General features: G+C 71.3%; 26 protein-coding genes. 19 read left to right on the forward strand and 7 right to left on the reverse strand.

Annotated features, from left to right (window positions below):
* Positions 1-95: 95 nt before the first annotated feature.
* The 14 genes from BMZ47_RS06490 to BMZ47_RS06555 all read left to right on the forward strand — a co-directional run bounded on the left by BMZ47_RS06490 (position 96) and on the right by BMZ47_RS06555 (position 12,741).
* Positions 96-692 (forward strand): GNAT family N-acetyltransferase, encoded by a 597-nt coding sequence (locus tag BMZ47_RS06490; protein ID WP_091859935.1) that lies wholly within the window; start codon positions 96-98, stop codon positions 690-692.
* Between the two features lie 189 nt (positions 693-881).
* Positions 882-1,916, forward strand: a complete 1,035-nt coding sequence (obgE, locus tag BMZ47_RS06495) for a GTPase ObgE (RefSeq protein WP_091859938.1) — start codon at positions 882-884, stop codon at positions 1,914-1,916.
* Between the two features lie 63 nt (positions 1,917-1,979).
* Positions 1,980-2,279, forward strand: a complete 300-nt coding sequence (locus tag BMZ47_RS06500; RefSeq protein WP_139220950.1) for a type II toxin-antitoxin system VapB family antitoxin — start codon at positions 1,980-1,982, stop codon at positions 2,277-2,279.
* A complete protein-coding gene (locus BMZ47_RS06505) occupies positions 2,276-2,692 on the forward strand; it encodes a type II toxin-antitoxin system VapC family toxin (protein ID WP_091859943.1) in 417 nt (138 codons plus the stop codon). The genes BMZ47_RS06500 and BMZ47_RS06505 overlap by 4 nt, the downstream gene beginning before the upstream one ends.
* Before the next feature lie 138 nt (positions 2,693-2,830).
* Complete coding sequence (gene proB / locus BMZ47_RS06510; RefSeq protein WP_007568218.1) at positions 2,831-3,946, forward strand: glutamate 5-kinase; 1,116 nt, start codon at positions 2,831-2,833, stop codon at positions 3,944-3,946.
* A 161-nt stretch (positions 3,947-4,107) separates the two neighbouring features.
* Positions 4,108-5,406: a glutamate-5-semialdehyde dehydrogenase gene (locus tag BMZ47_RS06515; RefSeq protein WP_007568220.1), complete on the forward strand. Its 1,299-nt coding sequence runs from the start codon at positions 4,108-4,110 to the stop codon at positions 5,404-5,406.
* A gap of 52 nt (positions 5,407-5,458) precedes the next feature.
* Positions 5,459-6,028 carry a nicotinate-nucleotide adenylyltransferase gene (locus BMZ47_RS06520; RefSeq protein ID WP_007568222.1) on the forward strand — a complete coding sequence of 190 codons (570 nt, stop codon included), beginning with the start codon at positions 5,459-5,461 and terminating at the stop codon, positions 6,026-6,028.
* Positions 6,029-6,194: 166 nt separating this feature from the next.
* Entirely contained in the window at positions 6,195-6,545 is a 351-nt protein-coding gene (gene rsfS / locus BMZ47_RS06525) for a ribosome silencing factor (protein ID WP_007568224.1), read from the forward strand.
* Between the two features lie 307 nt (positions 6,546-6,852).
* Positions 6,853-7,347, forward strand: coding sequence for a 23S rRNA (pseudouridine(1915)-N(3))-methyltransferase RlmH (gene rlmH, locus BMZ47_RS06530; protein ID WP_007568227.1), 495 nt, complete (start codon positions 6,853-6,855; stop codon positions 7,345-7,347).
* A 6-nt stretch (positions 7,348-7,353) separates the two neighbouring features.
* Positions 7,354-8,721, forward strand: coding sequence for a murein hydrolase activator EnvC family protein (locus BMZ47_RS06535; RefSeq protein ID WP_091859945.1), 1,368 nt, complete (start codon positions 7,354-7,356; stop codon positions 8,719-8,721).
* A complete protein-coding gene (locus BMZ47_RS06540) occupies positions 8,721-10,055 on the forward strand; it encodes a S41 family peptidase (RefSeq protein WP_007568231.1) in 1,335 nt (444 codons plus the stop codon). Before BMZ47_RS06535 ends, BMZ47_RS06540 begins: the two co-directional genes overlap by 1 nt.
* 174 nt (positions 10,056-10,229) lie before the next feature.
* The gene (locus BMZ47_RS06545) at positions 10,230-11,465 is read left to right on the forward strand and encodes a divergent polysaccharide deacetylase family protein (protein ID WP_091859947.1); all 1,236 of its coding nucleotides are present in this window, start codon (positions 10,230-10,232) and stop codon (positions 11,463-11,465) included.
* 63 nt (positions 11,466-11,528) lie between these two features.
* The gene (locus BMZ47_RS06550) at positions 11,529-12,086 is read left to right on the forward strand and encodes an RNA pyrophosphohydrolase (protein WP_007568235.1); all 558 of its coding nucleotides are present in this window, start codon (positions 11,529-11,531) and stop codon (positions 12,084-12,086) included.
* Positions 12,087-12,111: 25 nt separating this feature from the next.
* Positions 12,112-12,741 carry a DUF2939 domain-containing protein gene (locus BMZ47_RS06555; protein WP_091860519.1) on the forward strand — a complete coding sequence of 210 codons (630 nt, stop codon included), beginning with the start codon at positions 12,112-12,114 and terminating at the stop codon, positions 12,739-12,741.
* A 140-nt stretch (positions 12,742-12,881) separates the two neighbouring features.
* Here the strand turns inward: BMZ47_RS06555 and BMZ47_RS06560 are convergent, their stop codons facing one another.
* Together BMZ47_RS06560 and BMZ47_RS06565 are read right to left on the reverse strand one after the other, a co-directional pair.
* Positions 12,882-13,280, reverse strand: a complete 399-nt coding sequence (locus BMZ47_RS06560) for a photosystem reaction center subunit H (protein WP_091859950.1) — start codon at positions 13,278-13,280, stop codon at positions 12,882-12,884.
* A 24-nt stretch (positions 13,281-13,304) separates the two neighbouring features.
* Positions 13,305-13,736 (reverse strand): response regulator, encoded by a 432-nt coding sequence (locus tag BMZ47_RS06565; protein WP_007568241.1) that lies wholly within the window; start codon positions 13,734-13,736, stop codon positions 13,305-13,307.
* 207 nt (positions 13,737-13,943) lie between these two features.
* On the opposite strand from BMZ47_RS06565, the gene BMZ47_RS06570 reads away from it, so the two are divergent.
* From BMZ47_RS06570 to BMZ47_RS06585, 4 genes are all read left to right on the forward strand, one after another.
* Positions 13,944-14,618, forward strand: a complete 675-nt coding sequence (locus tag BMZ47_RS06570) for a YoaK family protein (protein ID WP_091860522.1) — start codon at positions 13,944-13,946, stop codon at positions 14,616-14,618.
* Positions 14,615-15,628, forward strand: coding sequence for a WD40 repeat domain-containing protein (locus BMZ47_RS06575; protein WP_091859952.1), 1,014 nt, complete (start codon positions 14,615-14,617; stop codon positions 15,626-15,628). Before BMZ47_RS06570 ends, BMZ47_RS06575 begins: the two co-directional genes overlap by 4 nt.
* 66 nt (positions 15,629-15,694) lie before the next feature.
* The gene (locus tag BMZ47_RS06580; protein WP_091859954.1) at positions 15,695-16,219 is read left to right on the forward strand and encodes a DUF2937 family protein; all 525 of its coding nucleotides are present in this window, start codon (positions 15,695-15,697) and stop codon (positions 16,217-16,219) included.
* A gap of 117 nt (positions 16,220-16,336) precedes the next feature.
* Positions 16,337-17,569, forward strand: coding sequence for a peptide ABC transporter permease (locus BMZ47_RS06585; RefSeq protein ID WP_091859956.1), 1,233 nt, complete (start codon positions 16,337-16,339; stop codon positions 17,567-17,569).
* An 8-nt stretch (positions 17,570-17,577) separates the two neighbouring features.
* Here the strand turns inward: BMZ47_RS06585 and BMZ47_RS06590 are convergent, their stop codons facing one another.
* Positions 17,578-18,582, reverse strand: a complete 1,005-nt coding sequence (locus tag BMZ47_RS06590; RefSeq protein ID WP_091859958.1) for an alpha/beta hydrolase — start codon at positions 18,580-18,582, stop codon at positions 17,578-17,580.
* 130 nt (positions 18,583-18,712) lie between these two features.
* Positions 18,713-20,071 (reverse strand): RsmB/NOP family class I SAM-dependent RNA methyltransferase, encoded by a 1,359-nt coding sequence (locus BMZ47_RS06595; RefSeq protein ID WP_244536759.1) that lies wholly within the window; start codon positions 20,069-20,071, stop codon positions 18,713-18,715.
* A 157-nt stretch (positions 20,072-20,228) separates the two neighbouring features.
* Between BMZ47_RS06595 and BMZ47_RS06600 the strand changes: the two genes are divergently transcribed.
* The gene (locus tag BMZ47_RS06600) at positions 20,229-20,414 is read left to right on the forward strand and encodes a hypothetical protein (protein WP_007568255.1); all 186 of its coding nucleotides are present in this window, start codon (positions 20,229-20,231) and stop codon (positions 20,412-20,414) included.
* 137 nt (positions 20,415-20,551) lie between these two features.
* Here the strand turns inward: BMZ47_RS06600 and panE are convergent, their stop codons facing one another.
* The 3 genes from panE to BMZ47_RS06615 form a co-directional block, all read right to left on the reverse strand.
* Complete coding sequence (gene panE / locus BMZ47_RS06605) at positions 20,552-21,496, reverse strand: 2-dehydropantoate 2-reductase (RefSeq protein ID WP_091859960.1); 945 nt, start codon at positions 21,494-21,496, stop codon at positions 20,552-20,554.
* A 63-nt stretch (positions 21,497-21,559) separates the two neighbouring features.
* Complete coding sequence (locus BMZ47_RS06610; RefSeq protein ID WP_007568259.1) at positions 21,560-21,967, reverse strand: type II toxin-antitoxin system VapC family toxin; 408 nt, start codon at positions 21,965-21,967, stop codon at positions 21,560-21,562.
* Positions 21,964-22,206: a hypothetical protein gene (locus tag BMZ47_RS06615; protein ID WP_091859962.1), complete on the reverse strand. Its 243-nt coding sequence runs from the start codon at positions 22,204-22,206 to the stop codon at positions 21,964-21,966. Before BMZ47_RS06615 ends, BMZ47_RS06610 begins: the two co-directional genes overlap by 4 nt.
* Between the last annotated feature and the right edge of the window lie 10 nt (positions 22,207-22,216).

Raw genomic sequence — 22,216 nt, forward strand, 5'->3', positions numbered from 1 at the left:
TCGGACGGAACACCGGGGAGGATGGGGCACCATCCTCCCCTTCGTCGTCTTGAGGCGGTGCCCCGGAGCCGGGAACGCCGCCCTGCGAGGGCACGATGTTCCCCGATCTCACCCGCGACGATGTCTTCCGGATCGAGACGCGCAGGCTCTGGCTGCGCTGGCCGACGGCCAAGGACAGGGACGCCATTCTGAAGCTGGCCGGCGACCGTGCGGTGGCCGAGATGCTGGCGCGGGTGCCGCACCCGCTGCCGGCCCCGGTGGTCGACGCGTTCCTGCTGCAGGCGCGGGCCGAGAACGCGACCGGCGCGGGCCTGACGCTGGCCCTGGCGCGGCGCTCGGCGCCGGCGAGCCTGATCGGTGTCGTCGCCATCCACCCCGGCAGCGACGGCACGCCGGAGCTCGGCTACTGGCTCGGCCAACCCTATTGGGGCGCCGGCCTGATGCGCGAGGCGGTGCGGGCTCTCTGCAATGCGTTCTTCGCCTATGCGGGCGGGACCGATCTCGGCTCCTCGGCGCGGATCGTGAACCCGGCCTCCCGGCGCGTGCTGGAGGCCTGCGGGTTCGTGCATACCGGCACCGGCACGAAGCCGTTCCCAGCCCGCGGCACCGATCTGCCGGTGGACCTGTTCCATCTGGATCGGCCCCGGTGGCGGGTCTGCGCCGCTGAGGCGGTGTTGACGGAGGCGGCTTGAGCGCGCGGCCTTCGACATCCGCGATCGAGCGCAATCGCCGACGGAATGAGGGTGCGGGTCCCTGATCCGCGTCGGAGAGCGTCATCGCCGAAGGGTTTCGGACTTTCGGACAATGATGATGCCACCTAGGTACTTAGAGCATCGGCTCGGATTCCGGATCCGGGACGGTGCTCGACAAGGGATAGAGCTGTGAAATTCCTCGACGAAGCCAAGGTCTATGTCCGCTCCGGTGACGGCGGTCCCGGCTGCGTCTCGTTCCGGCGGGAAAAGTTCATCGAGTTCGGCGGCCCGAACGGCGGCGATGGCGGGCGCGGCGGCGACGTCTGGGTCGAGTGCGTCGAGGGCCTCAACACCCTGATCGACTACCGCTACCAGCAGCACTTCAAGGCCAAGAAGGGCGAGCACGGCATGGGCTCGAACTGCCACGGCGCCAACGGCTCCGACGTGGTGCTGAAGGTGCCGGCCGGCACGCAGATCTTCGCCGAGGACGGCGAGACCCTGATCGCCGACCTGACCGAGGTCGGCCAGAAGATTCGCCTGGCCAAGGGCGGCAATGGCGGCTTCGGCAACGCCTACTTCACGACCTCCACGAACCGCGCCCCGAAGCACGCCAATCCGGGCCTGGAAGGCCAGGAGATGTGGATCTGGCTGCGGCTCAAGCTGATCGCCGATGCCGGCCTCGTCGGGTTGCCCAATGCGGGCAAATCGACTTTCCTGGCGAGCGTCACCGCGGCCAAGCCGAAGATCGCCGATTACCCGTTCACGACCCTGCATCCGGGCCTGGGCGTGGTGCGCTCGGACAACCGCGAATTCGTGCTGGCCGACATTCCCGGCCTGATCGAGGGCGCCCACGAGGGCGTCGGGCTTGGCGACAAGTTCCTGGCGCATGTCGAGCGCTGCCGGGTGCTGCTGCACCTCGTCGACGGCACCAGTGAGCATGCCGGCAAGACCTACAAGCTGGTCCGCGGTGAGATCGAGGCTTACGGCAACGGCCTGGCCGACAAGCCCGAGATCGTGGCGCTCTCGAAGGCCGACGCGCTCGATGCCGAGACGCTCAAGAGCCAGGTCGCCAAGCTGAAGCGCGCCGCCGGCCGGGCGCCGCTGGTCCTGTCCTCGGCGAGCCGCAAGGGCGTGCCGGAAGCGCTCCGGGCGATCCAGACCGAGATCGACACGAGCACAGCCGCGGAGGCGGATGCCCGGCCGGCGGTGGCTTGGCAGCCGTGAGTGACGGGGCGGTTCGGCTCCGATAACCTCTCCGAGCAAGACGTTATCGCGGAGGCGACGACGATGGACGCTCTCGTTGTAGAGGGTGACGAGGCGCTGAGCCTGGCGCGTGAATTGGCCGAACGCCAGGGCACTTCGGTCGATGAGGCCGTGTTGACCGCCCTCCGCGCGTCATTGAAGTCGTCGGCTGCCGGCGAGCGGGCGGCGCCGCAACTCTCTCCGCCAGACATCGAGTCGATGACCGCCGAGCAGAAATTGCGGTACGAATCGATCCTGGAACTCGCTCGCTCCATGGCCGCGAAAAAGCCGGGTGCTACGTCACGGCACGACGATCTGTACGACGAATTCGGCTTGCCAAAATGACCAATGACCAGACAATTGCTCTGGATACGTCAGCTATCTTCGCGATTCTCGCATTTGAGCCGGAAGCCGCACTGTTCACGGCTTTGATCACGCGCCGACAGACGCTGGTTGGGGCACCGACACTCGTGGAGGCCCGATTGGTCATGGAACGGCTCTCCGACGAGCCGGAACATGATCTGCGCACCTTCCTCGATCGATCCGAAGCGACAATTGTCTCTTTCGATAAGATCATGTTCGAAGCCGCCGCCGACGCCTTTCATCATTTCGGAAAGGGCCGCGGCCACCCGGCTAAGCTGAACTTCGGCGATTGCCTGGCCTACGCGGTGGCCAAGGTCCATGCGGTGCCCCTCCTCTTCGAGGGGAACGACTTCATCCACACCGATCTGGTGCCGGCCTACAACCCGCGCGCCTGATCGGCCGAGGGGTTCAATCCCGCAGGCCTGCGGCAATGCCGGGCTCGGCGTCTTCGAAAGGCCGTCGCGCCTCCGCACGCTGTTCATTCGCGCGGACTTCGTCCAAACCGCATCGATGCCTCGTCTCTGCGAAGAATTATGATCCCGGCCCTCGAAGAATTCCGCCGCGTCGTCATCAAGGTCGGGTCGGCCCTGTTGGTCGATCGCAATGCCGGCCGGCTGCGCCATGCCTGGTTGGCGGCTCTGGCGGAGGACATCGCCGAGTTGCACGGGCGGGGCGTCGACGTGCTGGTCGTGTCGTCCGGCAGCATCGCCCTCGGGCGGACGGTGCTCGGCCTGCCGCCGGGGATCCTGCGGCTAGAGGAGAGCCAGGGCGCGGCCTCGGTCGGGCAGATCACCCTGGCCCGGCACTGGGCCGAGGCGCTCGGCCATCACGGCATCGTGGCGGGGCAGATCCTGGTCACCCCGCAGGATACCGAGGAGCGCCGCCGCTACCTCAATGCCCGGGCGACCGTGCTGAAGCTGTTGGAGATGCGCGCCGTCCCGGTGGTCAACGAGAACGACACGGTGGCGACCTCGGAGATTCGCTACGGCGACAACGACCGGCTCGCAGCCCGGGTCGCCACGATGATCGATGCCGACGTGCTGGTGCTGTTCTCGGATATCGACGGGCTCTACACGGCGCCGCCCCAATCGGACCCGGATGCGCGCCATCTGCCGGTGGTGGAGCGCATCACCCCGGAGATCGAGGCGATGGCCGGCGGCCCGGCCTCGGAACTGTCCCGGGGCGGCATGCGCACCAAGGTCGAGGCGGCCAAGATCGCGGCCTCCGGGGGTACGCACCTCGTCATCGCGGACGGGCGGGGCAAGAACCCCCTGAAGGCTGTGCGCGAGGGTGCGCGCTGCACCTGGTTCCTGTCGGGCTCGACGCCGACCGCGGCGCGCAAGACCTGGATCGCCGGCTCCCTGGAGCCGCGCGGGACGCTCACCATCGACGCCGGTGCCGCCAAGGCCCTGCTCGGCGGCGCCAGCCTGCTGCCGGTGGGCGTCCGGGCGATCGAGGGCAGCTTCTCCCGGGGCGACGCCGTGATGATCCGCGATCCCGAGGGCCGCGTGCTCGGCCGCGGCCTCGTGGCCTATGACAGCGCCGAGGCGGCCCTGATCATCGGCCATCCGAGCGCGCGCATACCGGAATTGCTCAACTATCCGGGCCGGGCCTGGATGGTGCATCGCGATGATCTCGCGATGTTTTAGACTGGACTGATTCCGATCAGTTCTTGTCTAGTTGTAGAAGGCGCGATCTCTGTCACGCCCGGTGAGTCAGCACACTTGTGGGCCCGTCGCCCGATGTGCAAAGACCCGCTCATCCCCTGTCGGGCCGGTCTTCGCGGCCCCCGAACACCGAGGACGCCAGCGTGCCCGTCCTGAACCTGAGATCCGATCTCGCCGAGGCCGAGGCCCTGCCGGAGCTGATGGCGGCGATCGGCCGGCGGGCGCGCGTCGCCGGCCGGCGCATGGCGCTCGCCTCCGCCCAGACCAAGGACCGGGCGCTGCGTCTCATCGCCGAGCGGCTGCGGGCGAATGCGGACGAGATCCTGCGCGAGAACGCCCGCGACGTCGCCGCGGCCCGCCAGGCCGGCCAGAGCGCCGCGCTGGTCGACCGGCTCGCCCTGGATGCCGGCCGCCTCGCGGCGATCGCCGAATCCGTCGAGAAGGTCGGGGCGCTGGCCGACCCGGTCGGGCGCCAGCTCGCCGCGATCGAGCGGCCGAACGGCCTGCTGATCGAGCGGATCGCCGTGCCGCTCGGCGTGATCGGCGTCATCTTCGAGAGCCGCCCGAACGTCACGGCGGATGCCGGCGCGCTCTGCCTCAAGGCCGGCAACGCCGCGATCCTGCGTGCCGGCTCGGACAGCCATCGCAGTGCCCTGGCCATCGCCAAGGCGATGAGCGAGGGCCTGGCCGAGGCGGGCCTGCCCGCCGACGCGATCCAGCTCGTGCCGACCCGGGACCGCGCCGCGGTCGGGCTGATGCTCGGCGGCCTCGACGGCTGCATCGACGTGATCGTGCCCCGGGGCGGGCGCGGCCTCGTGGAGCGCGTCCAGGCCGAGGCCCGGGTGCCGGTCTTCGCCCATCTCGACGGCGTCAACCACGTCTACGTGGCGGCGGCCGCCGATCTCGACATGGCTCTGGCCGTGCTGCTCAACAGCAAGATGCGCCGGACCAGCGTCTGCGGCGCCGCCGAGACCCTGCTGGTGGATCGTGCCTGCGCGGCGACGCATCTCGCCCCCCTCGTCCGCACCCTGCTCGATGTCGGCTGCGCGGTGCGCGGCGACGCCGAGACCCAGGCGGTGGATCCCCGGGTGACGCCGGTCTCCGAGGCGGACTGGCACACCGAGTATCTCGACGCGATCATCGCGGCGCGGGTGGTCGACGGGATCGACGCGGCGATCGAGCATATCGAGACCTACGGCTCGCACCACACCGACGCGATCATCACGGCCGACCGGGCCGAGGCCAACCGCTTCCTGGCCGAGGTCGATTCGGCGATCGTCACCCACAACGCCTCGACCCAGTTCGCCGATGGCGGCGAGTTCGGTTTCGGCGCCGAGATCGGCATCGCCACCGGGCGCATGCATGCCCGCGGCCCGGTGGGTGTCGAGCAGCTGACGACGTTCAAGTACCGCGTCCACGGCAGCGGGCAGATCCGCCCGTGATCCGACCCGAAGTCCCGGCGTGCGGCTGATCCTGCCGCCGAGCGCGCCCGGCATGCGGATCGGCCTCTACGGCGGATCCTTCAACCCAGCCCATCGCGGCCACCGCCACGTCACCGTGACGGCTCTGCGCCGGCTCGGGCTCGACCGGGTGTGGTGGCTGGTGAGCCCCGGCAACCCGCTCAAGAGCCGGATCGCCCTGCCCTCCGTGGAGGCGCGCTGCGCCCAGGCCCGGGAGATCGCCCGCCATCCGCGCATCGCGGTGACCGGCATCGAGGCGGCGCTGGGTGTGCGCTTCACGGTCCAGACCCTGCGCTACCTGACCCGCCGCTGCCCCGGCGTGCAGTTCGTCTGGATCATGGGGGCGGATTCGCTCGGCAATTTCCACCGCTGGAAGGGATTCGCCGAGATCGCCCGGCTCGTGCCGATCGCGATCATCGACAGGCCGGGATTCACCATGACGCCGCTCAGCGCCCGGGCCGCCCACAGGCTGGCCGGGGCCCGGATCCCCGAGGCGGCGGCCCATACTTTGCCGACGCGCCCACCCCCGGCCTGGGTGTTCCTCCACGGACCGCGGTCGCCCCTGTCCTCGACCCAGATCCGCAACGGGAAACGGGGACGCTGAGGGCTCGAATGCGACGCAGTTGCAATCGTCGCACGATACAGCCAATTTCATACCGGTTCGCGAACCCTGAGAGGGCGGCGCGACATCACGAGGAATCAGGACGCTGCCCGAGACCATTCGCACGGAGACCATCCGCACACATGCCCCCGTTCCGGAAGAGCCCGGAATGGCGCGCTCGGACGACCTGAAGGCGCTCGCCCTCTCGTGCCTCGACGAGATGAAGGCCGAGGAGACGATCGCGATCGACCTCGCGGGCAAGACCTCCCTCGCCGACACGATGATCATCGCCTCCGGTCGGTCGCAGCGCCATGTCGGCTCGATCGCCGACAAGTTCATCCAGGAGATGAAGAATCGCGGCTACGGCAATGCCCGGGTGGAAGGCATGCCGGCCTGCGACTGGGTGCTGATCGATGCCGGCGACGTGCTCGTCCACATCTTCCGCCCGGAAGTGCGCGGATTCTACAATCTCGAGAAGATGTGGGGCGCGGATCGCCCGGTCGGCCTGGCGGCGGATTAGCGGTCGCCCGACCTACACCGTCATTGCGAGTGCAGCGAGGCAATCCGGCAGGGGCGCGACGTCGAGAGATCGCGCGCTGCCCTGGTTTGCTTCGCTGCGCTCGCAATGACGGCGTGGCAACATCTGTCCCACCCCCTCATCCTGAGGTGCCGCGGCGCAGCGGAGGCCTTGAAGGAGACCTCCAGGAGTCGCGCGGCCGGCGGGAGGGCTCCTTCGCGGCTCGCTTCGCTCACATCTCAGGATGAGGGTCAGGGTTGGGGCAAGCCTCATCGAACCCGTCCCGAAACAGCGAGAGATCCCCTGCCCCGTGCGCCTCGTCCTGGCAGCCATCGGTCGGTTGAAGGCCGGCCCGGAGCGTGAGTTGGCGTCACGATACCGCGACCGCGCCGCGCAACTCGGCCGCGGGCTCGGCTTTCCCGCCTGCGACAGCGTCGAGATCGTCGAATCCCGAGCCCGCCGGGCGCCGGACCGCTGCGCCGAGGAGGCGTCTGCCCTGCTGACGCATCTGCCGCCCGGCGGGGTGCTGGTCGCCTATGACGAGCGGGGGCGGTCGGATATCGCCAGCGAAGCCCTCGCCGAGCGGATCGCCGGCTGGCGCGATGCCGGTCGGCCGGCGCTGATGGTCGCGATCGGAGGGCCGGACGGCCTCGATGCCTCAATTCGGACGAAGGCGGAGCTGATCCTGTCGTTCGGGGCCGCCACCCTGCCCCATGGACTCGTGCGCGTGCTCGCCCTGGAACAGATCTATCGCAGCCTGACCATCCTGGCCGGCCATCCGTATCACCGCGGCGAGCCGGGCTGAGACACCGTGCAGTGTGATGGTGCAGCCCGTGGCGTCTCGATCCAGCGATCGGCCTTCCGCGCTCTCGTTCTGATCGCCCTGGCCTGCTCGGGCGGACCGTCGCGGGCCGAGGACCCGGCTCCCAATGCCGACGCGGAAAAAATCCAGCGCGCCACCGAGGAGCGCGAGCGGCGGGCCGAAAACCTGAAGCGGGTCCAAGACGCGCTCGCCGCCAGCGCCGGCCAGCGCGCGCAGTTCGAGGCCGAGATCGCCGCCATCGGCTCGGACCGGGCCAAGCTCGACAGCGCCCTCATCGATGCGGGGCGCCAGGCCCAGGCCACCGAAGACCGGTTGAGCCGCCTGGAAGAGCGGCTCAAGGCGATGACCGAGAGCGAGGCCGCGATCCGGCGCTCGCTGCATGCCCGCCGCGGCATCGTCGCCGAGATCCTGGCGGCTTTGCAGCGGATGGGCCGGCGGCCGCCCCCGGCCGTGCTGGTGAGCCCGGAGGACGTGCTCGCGGTGATCCGCACTTCGATGCTGCTCGGCGCCGTGGTGCCGGAGCTGCGCGGCGAGGTCGACACCCTGGCCGCGGACCTCGCCGAGATGATCCGCCTGCGCGGCCTGATCGCCCAGGACAAGGAGGGGCTGGCCAACGACCTCGCCGGCTGGGCCCGCGAGCAGCAGCGGCTCCAGGCCCTCGTGACCGCCCGGCGGGCCCGGCAGGCGGAGGTTGAGAGCGGCCTGACCGCGGAGCGCCGACGCGCGGCCGAGCTCGGCGCCCAGGCGAAATCGCTGAAGGACCTGCTCGACCGCACCGAGGCCGAGGTCGCCGCGTCCAAGCGCTCGGCCGAGGAGGCCAAGGCGGCAGCCGAGCGCGAGGCCCGGGTGACGCAGGAGCGTTTCGCCGCGGCGGGCTTCCGCGACCCGGCGCGGCTGGCCCCGAAGGTGCATTTCGCCGAGGCGCGGGGCGAAGTGCCGCGGCCGGTCAGCGGACGGCTGATGCGGGGGTTCAATCAGCCCGACGGCAATGGCGGGATCACGCGCGGCGTGTCCTTCACGACCCGGCCGAAGGCGCTGGTCTCCTCGCCGGCGGATGGCTGGGTCAAATTCGCCGGGCCGTTCCGGTCCTATGGGCGTCTCTTGATCATCGACGCAGGCGATGGCTACTATCTTCTGCTGGCGGGGATGGATCAGATTAGCGTAGAGGTCGGCCAGTTCGTACTCGCGGGGGAACCCGTGGGCAGCATGGGCGAGGGTAGCGCGGGCTCGCCCGGGTCCGACGGTGAGCCGACCCTCTACGTCGAGTTCAAGAAGGATGGCGGGTCCGTCGATCCGGAGCCGTGGTGGGCGAAGAGCCCCAGTGATAAGATACTTGGCGAGAAGGTTCGCGGCTGATGCGCAAGACATCCCTGATCATGCTCGGCGCCTTCCTGGGTGCCGGCACCTCCATGGTGGCGACCCAGACCGACTTCCTGTCGGGACCGCGGGCGGTGGCCGCCTCGGCCGAGACCTATCGCCAGCTCAGCCTGTTCGGCGACGTCTTCGAGAAGGTCCGCACCGACTACGTCGAGAAGCCCGACGAGTCGAAGATGATCGAGGCCGCCGTCAACGGCATGCTGACCTCGCTCGATCCGCATTCGAGCTACATGGACGCCAAGGCGTTCCGTGACATGCAGACCACCACCCGCGGCGAGTTCGGCGGGCTGGGCATCGAGGTCACCATGGAAGACGGCCTGATCAAGGTCGTCACGCCGATCGACGACACCCCGGCCGCCAAGGCGGGCCTGCTGGCCAACGACATCATCACCCAGATCGACGACGACCAGGTGCAGGGCCTGACCCTGAACCAGGCGGTCGACAAGATGCGCGGCCCGGTGAATTCGAGCGTGAAGCTCAAGATCTCCCGCAAGGAGTCGAAGGACCCGATCGACGTCACGCTCACCCGCGACGTGATCAAGATCAAGCCGGTGCGCTCGAAGGTGGAGGGCGGCGATGTCGCCTATATCCGCCTGACCCAGTTCAACGAGCAGACCTTCGACGGCATGCGGGCGGCGATCGAGAAGCTCTCGAGCGAGATCGGCGCCGACAAGCTCAAGGGCTACGTGGTCGACCTGCGCAACAACCCGGGCGGCCTGCTCGACCAGGCCGTGATGGTCTCCGACGGCTTCCTCGACCGCGGCGAGATCGTCTCGACCCGCGGCCGCAACCCCGACGAGACCCAGCGGTTCTCGGCCAAGGCCGGCGACCTGACCAAGGGCAAGCCGGTGGTTGTGCTGGTCAACGGCGGCTCGGCCTCGGCCTCCGAGATCGTTGCCGGCGCCCTGCAGGACCACAAGCGCGCGACCATCATGGGCACCCGCTCCTTCGGCAAGGGCTCCGTGCAGTCGATCATCCCGCTCGGCGGCTCCGGCGCCCTGCGTCTCACCACGGCGCGCTATTACACGCCGTCCGGCCGCTCGATCCAGGCCAAGGGCATCGAGCCCGACGTCGAGGTGCTGCAGGACGTCCCCGACGAGCTGAAGGGCAAGGACGAGACCAAGGGCGAGGCCGGGCTGAAGGGCCACCTGAAGCAGAAGGATACCGACGAGCGCGGCGGCTCCTCCGCCTACATCCCGCCGGATCCGGCCAAGGACAAGCAGCTCCTCTCGGCGATCGACTTCCTGCACGGCATCCAGAAGGGCGCCGCCAACGGCACCCAGGCGCCGGCGAAGCCGAGCGTGCCGAACTGATCTCTTCTGCCTGAGCGAAATCCCGACACGACCCCGTCCGGCCCCTGGGCCGGGCGGGGTTTTTCGTGGCCGATCGCAGCGTTAGTGGAAGATTAACCATACCGGCCGGCAATGATCGCCGGGATTCGCGCTGCTGCTATCGGGCGTGGGACGCGCATCCGCATCGAGTGCCGCTTGACCGAACCCACCGACGATATCCTCACGCGCCCCCTCGGGGTGCCGGAGGCGCGAGCGCCGGAGCGGCCCCTGGGCCGGTTCGCGCGCCTCGTCGCGCCCCTGCGCCGGCCGAAGGTCGCGGCGGGTGCGATCGCCGGCGGGCTGCTCGCGGCCTGCGGGCTGGTCCTGGCTCTGGGCGATCCCCAGGGCGGCGAGCCGCGGGTCGAGGTCGCGATCACCCTGCGCGAGCCGCTGGCGCGCCCTGCCCCGGCGCCGGTCGCGGCCGTCCCGGAGCCCTCGGGCCCGGTGGTGGTCAATGCCGGCGGCTCGCAGCAGCGCAGCGCCGAGGAGATCGAGACTGCCTCGGGCGTGACCGTGGTGCGTCCCCCGGGCTCGGGTCCGAGCGAGGCCGTGGTGATCCGCGTGCCGCCGGCCAACGCCCCCCGGCTCGCCGCGGCGCCCGACCCGCGGATCAGCGAGCAGGGCCGCCACGGCATCATGCCGAAGCTCGGCGAGGGCCGGGTCCGCGCCCTCGACGTCTATGCCCGGGCGGAGGAGCCCGGCACCGGCCCGCGGATCGCCGTCCTGGTGACCGGCCTTGGGGTCGGGCAGGCCGCCACCGCCGGCGCGACCGTGCGCCTGCCCGCCGCCGTCAGCCTCGCCTTCCTGCCCTACGGCGCCGAGGCCGAGCGCTCGGCCGCCCGGGCCCGCGATGCCGGCCACGAGGTCTTCCTCCAGCTGCCCATGGAGCCGTTCGACTATCCCGACAGCGATCCCGGCCCCCAGACCCTGCTCACCGCCCTGAAGGGCCTGGAGAATGCCGACCGCCTCGCCTGGTCGCTCGCCCGCTTCCCCGGCTATGTCGGCGTGGCGAACTTCATGGGCGCCAAGATGATGGCCGACCCGGCCTTCGAGCCGATCCTGCGCGAGATCGGCGCCCGCGGCCTCGGCTTCCTCGACGACGGCACCGGCCCGAAGCCCGCGCCGGCCAACAAGGGCCGCACCCCGGTGGCCCGGGCGGAGCTCGTCCTCGACGCTGTGCCCCGCGCCGACGCCATCGATGCCGCGCTCGCCCAGGCCGAGGCGCGGGCCCGGGCCAGCGGCTTCGCCCTGGTCTCGGCCAGCGGCGCGGCGCTCAGCGTCGACCGGATCGCCCGCTGGGCAAAGGATCTCGACACCCGCGGCATCCGCCTCGTGCCGGCGAGCGTCGCCTTGCGCGGCGCGCCGGAGAAGCGGGTCAGCGTCGCCAATTGACCGCGCGCTTTCCGGGCCGGCGGCGTTGCCGCGCGACTTGCGCCTGACCTATGGTCGCCGGCGATGACCACAGATTCTGATCCGGGCGCCGCGTTGCCCTACCGCCCCTGCGTCGGCGTCGCGCTGATCGCGCCTTCGGGTGGCGTCTTCGTCGGGCGCCGGACCAAGGATGCCGGCCCGGAGCACGTCGCCGGCCCGTATATGTGGCAGATGCCGCAGGGTGGCATCGATCCCGGTGAGGATCCCGAGATGGCCGCCCGCCGGGAGCTCTACGAGGAGACCAACGTGCCGCCGGACGCGGTGCGGCTGCTGGGCGAAATCCCGGACTGGCTCGCCTACGACCTGCCCCCGGCCGTGATGAAGCAGGCCTGGAAGGGACGCTATCGCGGCCAGACCCAGAAATGGTTCGCCTACGGCTTCCTCGGCAGCGAGGACCTGATCGACGTGCTGAGCCCCGGCGGCGGCGCCCACAAGGCCGAGTTCGATGCCTGGCGCTGGGCGCGGTTCTCCGAGTTGCCGGACCTGATCGTGCCGTTCAAGCGCCCGGTCTACGAGCGCGTGGTCGAGGCGTTCGCCGGCCTCGCGGGCTGGGCGGCCGAGACCGGGACGAGCCGGCCGTGACGCCGCGGACGGGATCGTAACGGTGGTGCGCTGGCTCGCGATCCCGCTCGCACTCGCTCTGGCGTGGCTCGCCTTCACGGTGAGCCCGCTCTGGTCGCTCTACGATCTCGCGCAGGCCGTGCGCCGGCACGACGTGGCCTATATCGAGAGCCACGTGAACTTCCGGACGCTGCGTCTGTCCCTGGTCCGCCAGATCACCGGGGCGGTGCGGGCCGCCTCCGACACCGACCTGGATCTCGAGCCCCGCGACCGGCAGCGCCTCAACGACGTCGCCTACGGTCTCGCCCTGGCGCTGGCCGAGACCCTGGTCACGCCCGAGACGGTGATGGACCTGCTCGACAACGGCTGGCCGGACAAGCTCGACATCGAGCGCCCCGCCGACCTCAAGCCGGAGGGCCTGGCGATCGGCAGCGCCGGCCGGCTCCTGCCCTACTACACGTCGTTAGAGATGCGCGGCTTCCGGGCCGTGGTGATCCCGATCCCGCCCGAGGCCCCCCGGGCGGAGCGTACCCGGATCCGGCTGCGGCTGCGCGGCCTGAGCTGGCGGCTGGTCGATATCGAGATGGCCGACATCCTGCGCGCCCAGATCGCCGCCAAGCTCGGCCGGGCGCTGGCCCGGGCCAAGCTCGGAGCGAGCGCCGGGGAAGAGAAGTAGAGGCGCTTTCCGGCGCTTGATGGTCGCGGAGTGACGAACTCAGTCCGCGACGCCTGCCCCCCGAAACCCGAGCCGCTTCCTCATCCTGAGGTGGGGTGTCGGGACAAACGTCGATCGTCGGTGCGCGGGCTTGCCCCCGCTCAATCCGGCTTCGCTGCCGGCGCTTTGGCGGCCGGTGTCTTCTCGTCCACCGGTGCCTTGGCCTTGGGCTTGCGGGCTTCGACCAGGCTCTCGGCCTCGTCCTCGTCGGTGTCGCCGCCCTGCACGATCGTCTTGTCGGGGTTGGCCAGGAGCGACTTCGCGATGCCGAGCAGCACCTCGCACTCGCCCGGGAATTTGTAGGTCTCCAGCACGATCGCCGCGTCGCGCAGCGTGCGCAGGTCGCGCACCGTCTGGGCGTTGGCGTCCGCCTGCAGTTCCTTCTTGGCGGCGATCCCCTCCTCGATCTGGGCGCCCTTCACGTCGCACGCGGCCCGGGCCGGCAGGGCGGCGGCCGTGAGGGCGAGGGCGAGACCGGTGGCGATGAGGGGGCGCCGCATGGCGGGAATCCTTGGGGGTGGGGTTCAGGCGTGGTGGTGGTGCGCGGTGCGCAGGATGTCGTTCGTGAGCGCGACGAGCTGGCTGGGCCGGTACGGCTTCGGGACGAACACCGATTCGGAGACGGCGTCGGCGGCCGACAGGCAGGCACGGCCGCCGGACGTGTAGATTACGGGCAGGTCCGGGCAGACGCTGCGGGCGCGGCGCGCCAGCGCCAGGCCGTTCGTGTTGCGGGCGAGGTCGATATCGGTGAAGAGCATGTCGACGCTCTCCCGTGCCAGGATCGCCTCGGCCTCCCAGGCATCCGCGGCGGTGAGCACCCGATAACCCTCTTCGAGAAGCGCCTCGGCGGCCAGCTCGCAGACGGTCGGCTCGTCCTCGACCACGAGGATGGTCGCGGCGGCCGGGTCCAGGGCGGGCATGGACGGGCAGGCGAAGGCGGCGGCGAACGGCATCATGACGCAACTCCCACTCACCCGGCGGGGGCGCGGTAGCCCCGTGCCGGATCGAAGGAGCAACGGGCCCCTGCGCCCCGGCGTTCGCCGTGATTGCATCGAATTGCTCGGACTTGGTGCACGGCCCGTTAACCCCGCCCCGGCGCAGGTGAACGGAGGCTCCGAAATGGTTAACGGTGCGTTACCGGGATGCATCGGGAGGGCGGATCCGTGAACCGGTCCTGGCAGCTGGGCACCGGCCTGCTCCTCACGGGCCTCGCCGGATACGTCGATGCGCTGGGCTTCGTGCGGCTCGGCGGGCTCTACACCTCGTTCATGAGCGGCAACACCACGCAGCTCGCGGTCTTCGGCGCCGAGGCGAACCTGCACAAGATGCTGCTGCCGGCGATCCTGATCGCGGCCTTCCTGACCGGCTCGGTCCTGGGCAGCGGGCTCGCGATCCTGGTGCCGACGCGCTGGAGCACCCCGGTGGTGCTGGCCTACGAATCGCTGCTGATCCTCGGCGGCCTGGCGCTCGGCCTGGCCACGCCCGAGCTGGGGCTCGCCGCGTTCTTCGTGGCCGTCGCCATGGGGGCGCAGAACGCCGTGCTGGCGCAGGTGCAGGGGTTTCGCGCCGGCACCACCTTCGTCACCGGTGCCCTGTTCAGCCTCGGCCAGAAGATCGCCAAGGCGCTGACCCGCACGGGCGACCCGCTCGGTTGGATCGGCGACGGGCTGGTCTGGTTGTCCCTGTTGCTGGGGGCCCTGCTGGGGGCCCTGGCCTACGACGCGTTTGCCCTCTACGCCCTGATCGCGCCGGCAGCGGTTTCCGGGGTGCTCGCGCTCATCACCGCGTTCCTGGTCCTGCGCGCCGGCGCGCGGGCCCCGAAGGTCGAGTCTCCATGAGCAGTTCCGTCAGCCATCCGTCCCTCACCGACCACGTCGCCCCGCTGGAGGGGGGCGCCCACGTGGTCGCGGCGCATTTCCTGAAGGAGGCTCCGGCCCTGGCGCTCGGCGACGGCACCGTCGCCCTGATGCGGGGCGATAGCCTCGCGCGCATCGCGGCCCATCCCGACAGCGGGATCCTGGTGGCGGCCGGAAGCCCGGACCGCCTGGTTACCGGCGGCGACGACGGCCGCGTGGTCGAGATCCGGGCCGATGGCGCGACGCAGGAACTCGGTGCCGCCAAGGGGGGCGCCTGGATCGACGCGCTGGCGCTGCACCCGGACGGATCCGTCGCCTGGTCCGCGGGTCGCGCGGTCGTCGCCCGGGACGCCAAGGGCCGGGAGAAGAGCTTCACGGCCCCGTCCACGGCCCGCGGCCTGGTCTTCGCTCCGAAGGGCTACCGGCTCGGCGTCGCCCACTACAACGGCGTGAGCCTCTGGTACCCGAATCTCGAGACCCCCGCCGAGGTGGTCAGCTGGAAGGGCTCGCATATCGACGTCACCTGGTCGCCGGACGGTCGCTTCGTCGTCTCGACCATGCAGGAGAATGCCCTGCACGGCTGGCGCCTGCAGCCGGATCGCGGCCACATGCGGATGTCGGGCTATCCCGGCAAGGTCCGGTCGGTGTCGTGGTCATCGGACGGCAATTGGCTCGCCACCGGCGGTGCCGAGGCGGCGATCGTCTGGCCGTTCGATTCCAAGGAGGGCCCCACCGGCAAGGCGCCGCGGGAATGCGGCGTCCGGCCGGCCCGGGTGTCGCGGGTGGCGTTCCACCCGAAGGCGCCCGTGCTGGCGGTGGGCTACGAGGATGGGTGCATCCTGCTGGTGCGCTTCACCGACGCCTCCGAGCTGCTGGTGCGGCGGGCGGTGCAGGGCAGCGGGATCACGGCCCTCGCCTGGGACGCCCGCGGCAACCGCATGCTGTTCGGCTGCGCCGACGGCCAGGCCGGCCTGCTGACCCTGCCGGCCTGATCGTCTTGGTCTTTGGCCGCAGCCCATCGTTCGGGCTGCGCCCCGTCTCGAACCGGAGGGTCTGACGTGTTCCGCGTGTTCCGCACTTTCGGCCTCGCCCTCGGCCTGCTCGGCGGCGTCGTTGCCGCCCAGGCCCCTGAATTCGCGCAACAATACGCCCAGCGGCTCGGCGGCGCGGTCGACGAGCTGCGCCGGCAGGTAGCGGTGCTCGAATCGGACGCGCAGGCTTCCGGCACGACCCGCGAGGGCGCGGTCGACCGGCTGCGCACCAATCCCGACCAGCTCGTCGCCCGACGGGGCGAGGCCGCCCAGGCCGACATCGCCCGGCTCGCCCGGCTGAGCGCCCAGCAGCATGCCCTGACCTCGGCCACGAGCCCGCTCGGCAAGGTGGTGGCGATGCTGCGCGATCCCGACGTGCCGGTGGCGCAGGCCGCCTACCGGGACTTCAGCCCCGCTGTGCCGACCAATGCCGACGGCCTCGCCGCCGGCCTGATCGGGTTCCTGACCGCCTGGGGCGGGGCGCGCGTCCTGTCGGATCTCGGCCTGCGGCTAGTGCGCCGGCGCCCGCGCACGACGACCCGGACGGCCTGAACCGCCGCCGGCTCGGCGCGCGCGGACCCGGGAGTGTTGCTCAGGGTCTACAGCGGCTTGCGCGGAGCTTGCGTATCGAGCGTGATCCGGCCGCCTCGGTCCGGCAGAAGGCGCAAGATGCCCCGCGCGTCGAACCCCACCACGATCAATCCGGCGCTCGACGCCGCCGCCCTGCTGCGGCGCATCGGCTTCTTCGGACTGTTCGTGATCCTGCCGGTGCTGGCCCAGGTCGCCCGGCGCGCGACCGTGATCCTGGCGCCGATCGCCGTGGTGCTGCTGATCATCGCCAGCGCGATCGACCGGCGCCAGCGCCCGGTGCGCCCTGCCGTCACCCGGCTGCTCACCGCGCCGGCCTTCCTCGCCGGCATGCTGGTGGTGCTCTGGTCGGTCCTGTCCCTGACCTGGACGCCGTTCCTCGGGCCGGCGGTGGAACGCCTGGCGAATCTCGCGGCCACGATCGGGCTGGCCCTGCTCGGCTATTTCGCCCTGCCCGACCGGATGCGCTCGGCCAACCTCTATCTGCTGCCGCTGGGGGTGGTCGCGGGCTCGATCGTGGCGATCGTGCTCGGGCTGTTCGGCGCCCACCTGGCGCCCCCCGGGATCGACGATGACGGCGCCCTCGACCGCGGCCTGATCCTGCTGATCCTGCTGGTCTGGCCGGCTCTGGCCTGGCTCCGGTCCCGGCGGCGCGACCGCGAGGCGCTCGGCCTCGCCCTGCTGGTCGCCCTGGCGCTGACGGTCCAGCCCGACGTCACGCAGATCGCCGCCCTGGCGGTCGGCACGCTGGCCTTCGCGGTGACGAGCTACCGTCCGAAGCTCGGCGTGATGCTCACCGCGACGATCTCGGCCGCGCTGCTGGCCGTCGCGCCGCTGCTGCCGTTCCTGGCCCGCCCGATCGGCGCCGCCCTGCTCGGGCCGCTCTCGCCCGCGGTCCTGTCGCTCAAGAGCTGGCAGAAGGTCGTGACCACCGATCCGGTGCGGCTCATCACTGGCCACGGTTTCGAGACGGCCCTGCGCGGGCGCCTCGTCGGGCTGCTGCCGGTGAACGCGCCGACCACGGCTCTGTTCGAGTTCTGGTACGAGCTCGGCATCGTCGGCGCGCTGGCCGCCGCCTTCGCGCTCTACGCCTCGATCCGCCGGGGCGGCCGGGACATCCCGGCGCTGATCCCGGGGGCGATGGGCTGCTTCGCCGCCGCCTTCACGGTGGCCTGCCTCGGGGTCGGGCTGACGGCGATCTGGTGGCTCAGCAACATCGCCATCGCCGTCGTGGTGTTCGTGGCGGTGGAACGCGGCCAGTTCCGCACCAGCCGCCCGAAGGTGGCAAAGCTCCATCGTCTGCGCGAGGAGTGATCCTCAGGTCACCGGTTCAGGAAACCGTGCAGCCGGATCCAGGCCAGGAAGAGGCCCGGCCAGGCGGCGGCGGGGGTGCCAGGCGCGCCCAACCCGAATCCGTGGCCGCCGCGCTCGAACAGGTGCAGCTCCGCCGGCACCCGCGCCTTGCGGAGCGCCGTGAACATCAGCAACGGATGGTCGGCCACCGCCACCGGATCGTCGATCGCCTGGACCAGGAAGGTCGGGGGCGTCTCCGGGCCGACCTGGAGGTCCACCGAATAAGTCTTCATCTCGAACGGGGTGACCTCGTCGCCCACCAGGATCCGGCGCGTCGCGGTGCGGTCGAATGGCTTGCGCATGGTGATGACCGGGTAGATCAGCCCGGCCAGCACCGGTCGCACCGGCTGCGCGTCGGCCTCGTCCACCGGCGCGTAGAGGTCGTTGGCGGTGCCCACCGCGGTCTCGCCCATCAGGTGCCCGCCCGCGGAGAAGCCGAGCACGCCGACCCGGGCCGGATCGACGCCGTATTCCGCGCCCCGCGCCCGCACCAGCCGCAGGGCCCGCTGCGCGTCCTGCCGCGGCGCGTCGGGGCCCGCGCCCCAACCCTCCGCGGGCAGGCGGTAGACCAGCAGGAAGACCGTGATGCCGGCCGCGTTCAGGACGCGCCCGACCGGCACGCCTTCGTTGCCCAGCGCGATGAACTGGTAGCCGCCCCCGGCCGCCACGATGATCGCCGCGCCGTTGGGATTGGCCGGCCGCATCGCCAGCAGGCAGGGTTTCTGGACGCGGGTGACGTCGCCCGAGACGCCCTCGACGTAGCGGTAGCCATCCGAATCGGGTCCGCTGCCGCCCCCCGGCGGCTCGCCGGGCCACAGGTCGATGACCTGGAGATCGGCTCCCGGCAGCGAGCGCGGCAGGGCGCGGATCGCCTCGTGCGGCGCCGGCTCCGGCGGTTTTTCTTCGGACTTGGCGGTGCGCAGGCCGAGAATCGTGCTCAGGCCGGCGAGCACCAGGCGGCGGTCGAGATGCATGAACCGGTCCCGGGCGGCGCTCAGGACCGGGCCCGGGGCGGGGTACGGACGGGCTCGGGCATGGTGCTCTCCTGAAACATCCCTCGCCCAACGTCGCAGGGCGCGGGGGCGGTTCCGGAGCGGCGCGCTCTCAGCTGCGCCGGGTGATCACGGAGACGTAGAACCCGTCGGTCCCGGTGCGCAGCGGCGTCATCTGCAGGCCGTGCGCGGTCTGCCGGACGGCCGAGGCGAGGCCCGGCGGTCCCGCCGCCAGCACCGTCTCGGCCGGCACGGCGTCGAAGCGCCCGCGCCAGCGCGACAGCAGGCCGGCCACGGCGGCATCGTTCTCCGCGGGCAGGAGCGAGCAGGTGACGTAGACGATCCGGCCGCCGGGCCGGACCAGCTTGGCCGCCCGGTCGAGCACCTGGCTCTGCTCGGCGACGCGCAGAGCCAGGCTGCCGGGGCGCAGCCGCCACTTGGCATCCGGGTTGCGCCGCCAGGTCCCCGAGCCGGTGCAGGGCGCGTCGACCAGCACCCGGTCGATCGTGCCGTCGAGATCCTCGAGCACATCGGCCCGAGCCTTGCCGCTGCGCGGGGTGCGCACCTCGGCCGCGGCACCGGACCGGCGCAGGCGGTCGTGGATCGGCGCGAGCCGGCGCGGATCGCCGTCGGTGGCGATCAGGCGCGCGCTGTTGCGGGTCTGGGAGGCCAGCGCCAGGGTCTTGCCGCCGCCGCCGGCGCAGAGGTCGACGATCGTCTCTCCGGCCTGCGGATCCGCAAGCAAGGCTGCGAGCTGCGAGCCCTCGTCCTGGATCTCGTACCAGCCGTCGAGGAACTCGGCCTCGACATGAAGCGCCGGGCCGCGGCCGTCGGCGCCGATCGGGATCCGCACGCCCATCGGGGCATGCGGGGTCGGGGCGGCCCCGTGAGCCTCCAGCGCCGGCATCAGGTCGTCGCGGCCGCCGCGCAGGGCGTTGACGCGGATGTCGAGGGGCGCGCGCCGGGCCAGCGCCTTCAATTCGGGGATGAGGTCGTCGCCGAGCGCGGCCGTCAGCTGGGGCAGGACGAAGGCCGGGGCGTCGCCCGCGACCTCGGGCGGGGCCTCTTCCAGGGTGCCGGATTCGAGGCGGGCGCGCTCGTCGTCGCTCAACGGCGCCGGGGCGAAGCGCTCGCCGGAGAACAGGGCCGCCACGGACGCCGCGGCGAGGCCCTGCTGCAGCCGCAGGGAGCCGATCAGCACGGCGCGGGGCGCGTCCGAACCCATGATCCAGGCGGCGGAGGCCCGACGGCGCAGGGCGTCGTAGACCAGGCTGGCGATCCCGGCCCGGTCGCCGGACCCGGCGAAGCGGTGCGCCAGGCCCCAATCCTTCAGCGCGTCGGCGGCCGGGCGGCGGCGCTCCGCGATATCGGTCAGGACTTCGATGGCGGCGGAGCAACGGGCGGCGGGGGTCAGGGTCCGGATCCTTTTGACTGCGTCGAGGCCGACGCGAAACGGCCACGCTTGGCCCACGATGCCGCCACGGTACGGCCGAGCTTCCAGCACGATCCCGGTTCAGACCGGATCGTGGGCGGTCCCGCGGCGCGGGGCTCGCCCGTGTCGTATGGCATCCTCCCGCTGCGGGCCAGTGCGTTCCGCCCCGGGGGCATGGCCGGGAGTGCCTCAGCTCATGTCTTCTGTCGTTCGCGTCACGCTTTCCGGCATCCTTGCCGGCCTCGTCGCCGCCAGCCTCGCCGCCTGTGCGAGCGCCCCGGCCGCCGCCCCCGACCTCACCCCGCCGCCGCGCCGGCCGGTGGATGCCAAGACGCAGCTCGAATACGGCAACCCGCCCCCGCCGCCGCCCGGCCGCTACTGAGATCGGACGTCGACCTCAGGCTGATCCGCCCGGTGCGCTCAGCCTGAGGCACCGGAGCGCAGCGGAGGCCTCGAAGGAGGCCTCCAGCCAGCCGTGCGATCCCCGGAGGGCTCCTTCGAGGCGGCTCCGCCGCCCCCTCAGGCCGCTTCCCGCGCCCGCCGGGCCTCGTAGGCCTTGAGCCCGGCATAGACCTGCTCGAGCATCGGGAAGGCCGCCTCCGGCGCGAGCCGCCGCCCGCGGTCGATCAGGTCGCCGATGACGTGGTCGGCCTCGATCCGGCCGCCATTCTCGATGTCACGCAGCATCGAGGCGGTGAAGGTCGAGCCCGCGGCCGTGAGCTGCGCCCGCGCCCGCTCGGCGACCACGCCGCGCGGCGCGAAGCCGCTCGCCGCCGCGACCGCCGTGCATTCGGTGTGCAAGGCGGCGACGAAGGCCGCGCCGCCGGGCGCCGCCACGATGTCGCCGACGGCGGCGCGCATCAGGGTGGTCGCCCCCGCCAGCGTGGCGAGGAACACCCACTTCTCCCACATCTCCTGAAGGATCACGTCGCTGAGGCGGGCCTGGAACTTCAGGCCGCGCATCAGGTCGTCGATCGCCTCGATCCGAGCCGAGCGCGATCCGTCCCGCTCGCCGTAGGTGATGCTGCACAGCTCGCTCATGTGCCGGATCGCCCCGTCCGGCGCGAGGGTCGCCGCGATGGCGCAGGAGCCGCCGAGCACCCGCGCCGGACCGAACTTGGCATCGAGGGCGTCGAGATGGGACATCCCGTTGAGCAAGGGCAGGATCGCGGTCTGCGGCCCCACCGCGGGCGCCAGGTCGGCGATGGCGCTGTCGAGGTCGTAGGCCTTGCACGACAGCAGCACGAGGTCGAATGCCCCGGCCTGTGCCAAGGTATCGGCCGTGACGGTGGGCGGGGCGGCCAGATGCAGGTCGCCGAGCGGCGAGCGCAGCACCAGCCCGTTCGCCGCCAGCTTCTCGGCCCGGGCCGGCCGGACCAGGAAGGTCACGTCGGCCCCCGATTCCGCGAGCCGCGCCCCGTAATAGCCGCCGGTCGCCCCGGCTCCGACGATCAGCGTGCGCATCTCAAATCTCCGAGCGGAAATGTTTATCGGCGTTCGGTTTCGTGATGGAGCGCGGGCGTCAGATCAAGCTCCGAGAAGGCGGACAGCTCCGTTCCACGGCGCGGCCTGTAGTTGCCGTACCAGTCTGGCGTCCGCCGTCACGAGCGCGGCATCCCATCGGCCCGCGGCAGCGACATAGAGCGCATCGTAGTGGGTGCATCCGATGACACTGGCGATCTGCAACGCAGCGTCCGCGATCTCATGGATGGGGCGAAGCTGAATCAGCTTCTCCAACGCCGAGATCGCCGCGCGCGCATGATCGAGCGTGATCGCGTTGGCTCGGTGAGCGCCCAGGAGCGTGTTCCCGACCTCGACCAGAACATGCTCGGGCGCGATTCGGACCTCGTCCTCCATCAGCACCGCCTCCGCCAGATCGCTCTGCGGCTCCGGCAGGAACCACTTCACGGCGACGCAGGCATCGATGACGATCATCGTCCGTCTCGGTCGGCCCTGATCGTCGGTGTACTGTCGGGCAGCGGCTGGCGAAGAGCTTTCGCCCTGATCGTGCGGACCAAAGCGACGGCGTCGGAGGCCTGAAGGTCGTTCGTCTCCTTCAGGCCGTCCTCCTGCCGATGACGCAGGCCCGCGTCCGCGCGGCCGCCGAGATCGTCGCGCGGCAGATCGAAAACGGGCCTGTGCCGTGCGAGCGATATCCAGCTCGGTTCGGTCATGAGACCTCCT

It is taken from the genome of Methylobacterium brachiatum (genome assembly GCF_900113845.1).
GTDB lineage: Bacteria > Pseudomonadota > Alphaproteobacteria > Rhizobiales > Beijerinckiaceae > Methylobacterium > Methylobacterium brachiatum.

Bases quoted from the DNA above. Each gene is read 5' to 3' on its own strand.
- rsfS (WP_007568224.1), top strand. From the start codon at position 6,195: ATGGCGCGCTCGGACGACCTGAAGGCGCTCGCCCTCTCGTGCCTCGAC.
- BMZ47_RS06560 (WP_091859950.1), bottom strand. From the start codon at position 13,280: ATGCGGCGCCCCCTCATCGCCACCGGTCTCGCCCTCGCCCTCACGGCC.
- BMZ47_RS06575 (WP_091859952.1), top strand. From the start codon at position 14,615: ATGAGCAGTTCCGTCAGCCATCCGTCCCTCACCGACCACGTCGCCCCG.
- BMZ47_RS06615 (WP_091859962.1), bottom strand. From the start codon at position 22,206: ATGACCGAACCGAGCTGGATATCGCTCGCACGGCACAGGCCCGTTTTC.
- BMZ47_RS06505 (WP_091859943.1), top strand. From the start codon at position 2,276: ATGACCAATGACCAGACAATTGCTCTGGATACGTCAGCTATCTTCGCG.
- BMZ47_RS06585 (WP_091859956.1), top strand. From the start codon at position 16,337: ATGCCCCGCGCGTCGAACCCCACCACGATCAATCCGGCGCTCGACGCC.
- BMZ47_RS06490 (WP_091859935.1), top strand. From the start codon at position 96: ATGTTCCCCGATCTCACCCGCGACGATGTCTTCCGGATCGAGACGCGC.
- BMZ47_RS06565 (WP_007568241.1), bottom strand. From the start codon at position 13,736: ATGATGCCGTTCGCCGCCGCCTTCGCCTGCCCGTCCATGCCCGCCCTG.
- BMZ47_RS06610 (WP_007568259.1), bottom strand. From the start codon at position 21,967: ATGATCGTCATCGATGCCTGCGTCGCCGTGAAGTGGTTCCTGCCGGAG.
- BMZ47_RS06590 (WP_091859958.1), bottom strand. From the start codon at position 18,582: ATGCATCTCGACCGCCGCCTGGTGCTCGCCGGCCTGAGCACGATTCTC.
- BMZ47_RS06520 (WP_007568222.1), top strand. From the start codon at position 5,459: ATGCGGATCGGCCTCTACGGCGGATCCTTCAACCCAGCCCATCGCGGC.
- BMZ47_RS06600 (WP_007568255.1), top strand. From the start codon at position 20,229: ATGTCTTCTGTCGTTCGCGTCACGCTTTCCGGCATCCTTGCCGGCCTC.
- BMZ47_RS06550 (WP_007568235.1), top strand. From the start codon at position 11,529: ATGACCACAGATTCTGATCCGGGCGCCGCGTTGCCCTACCGCCCCTGC.
- proB (WP_007568218.1), top strand. From the start codon at position 2,831: ATGATCCCGGCCCTCGAAGAATTCCGCCGCGTCGTCATCAAGGTCGGG.
- panE (WP_091859960.1), bottom strand. From the start codon at position 21,496: ATGCGCACGCTGATCGTCGGAGCCGGGGCGACCGGCGGCTATTACGGG.
- BMZ47_RS06540 (WP_007568231.1), top strand. From the start codon at position 8,721: ATGCGCAAGACATCCCTGATCATGCTCGGCGCCTTCCTGGGTGCCGGC.
- BMZ47_RS06500 (WP_139220950.1), top strand. From the start codon at position 1,980: ATGGACGCTCTCGTTGTAGAGGGTGACGAGGCGCTGAGCCTGGCGCGT.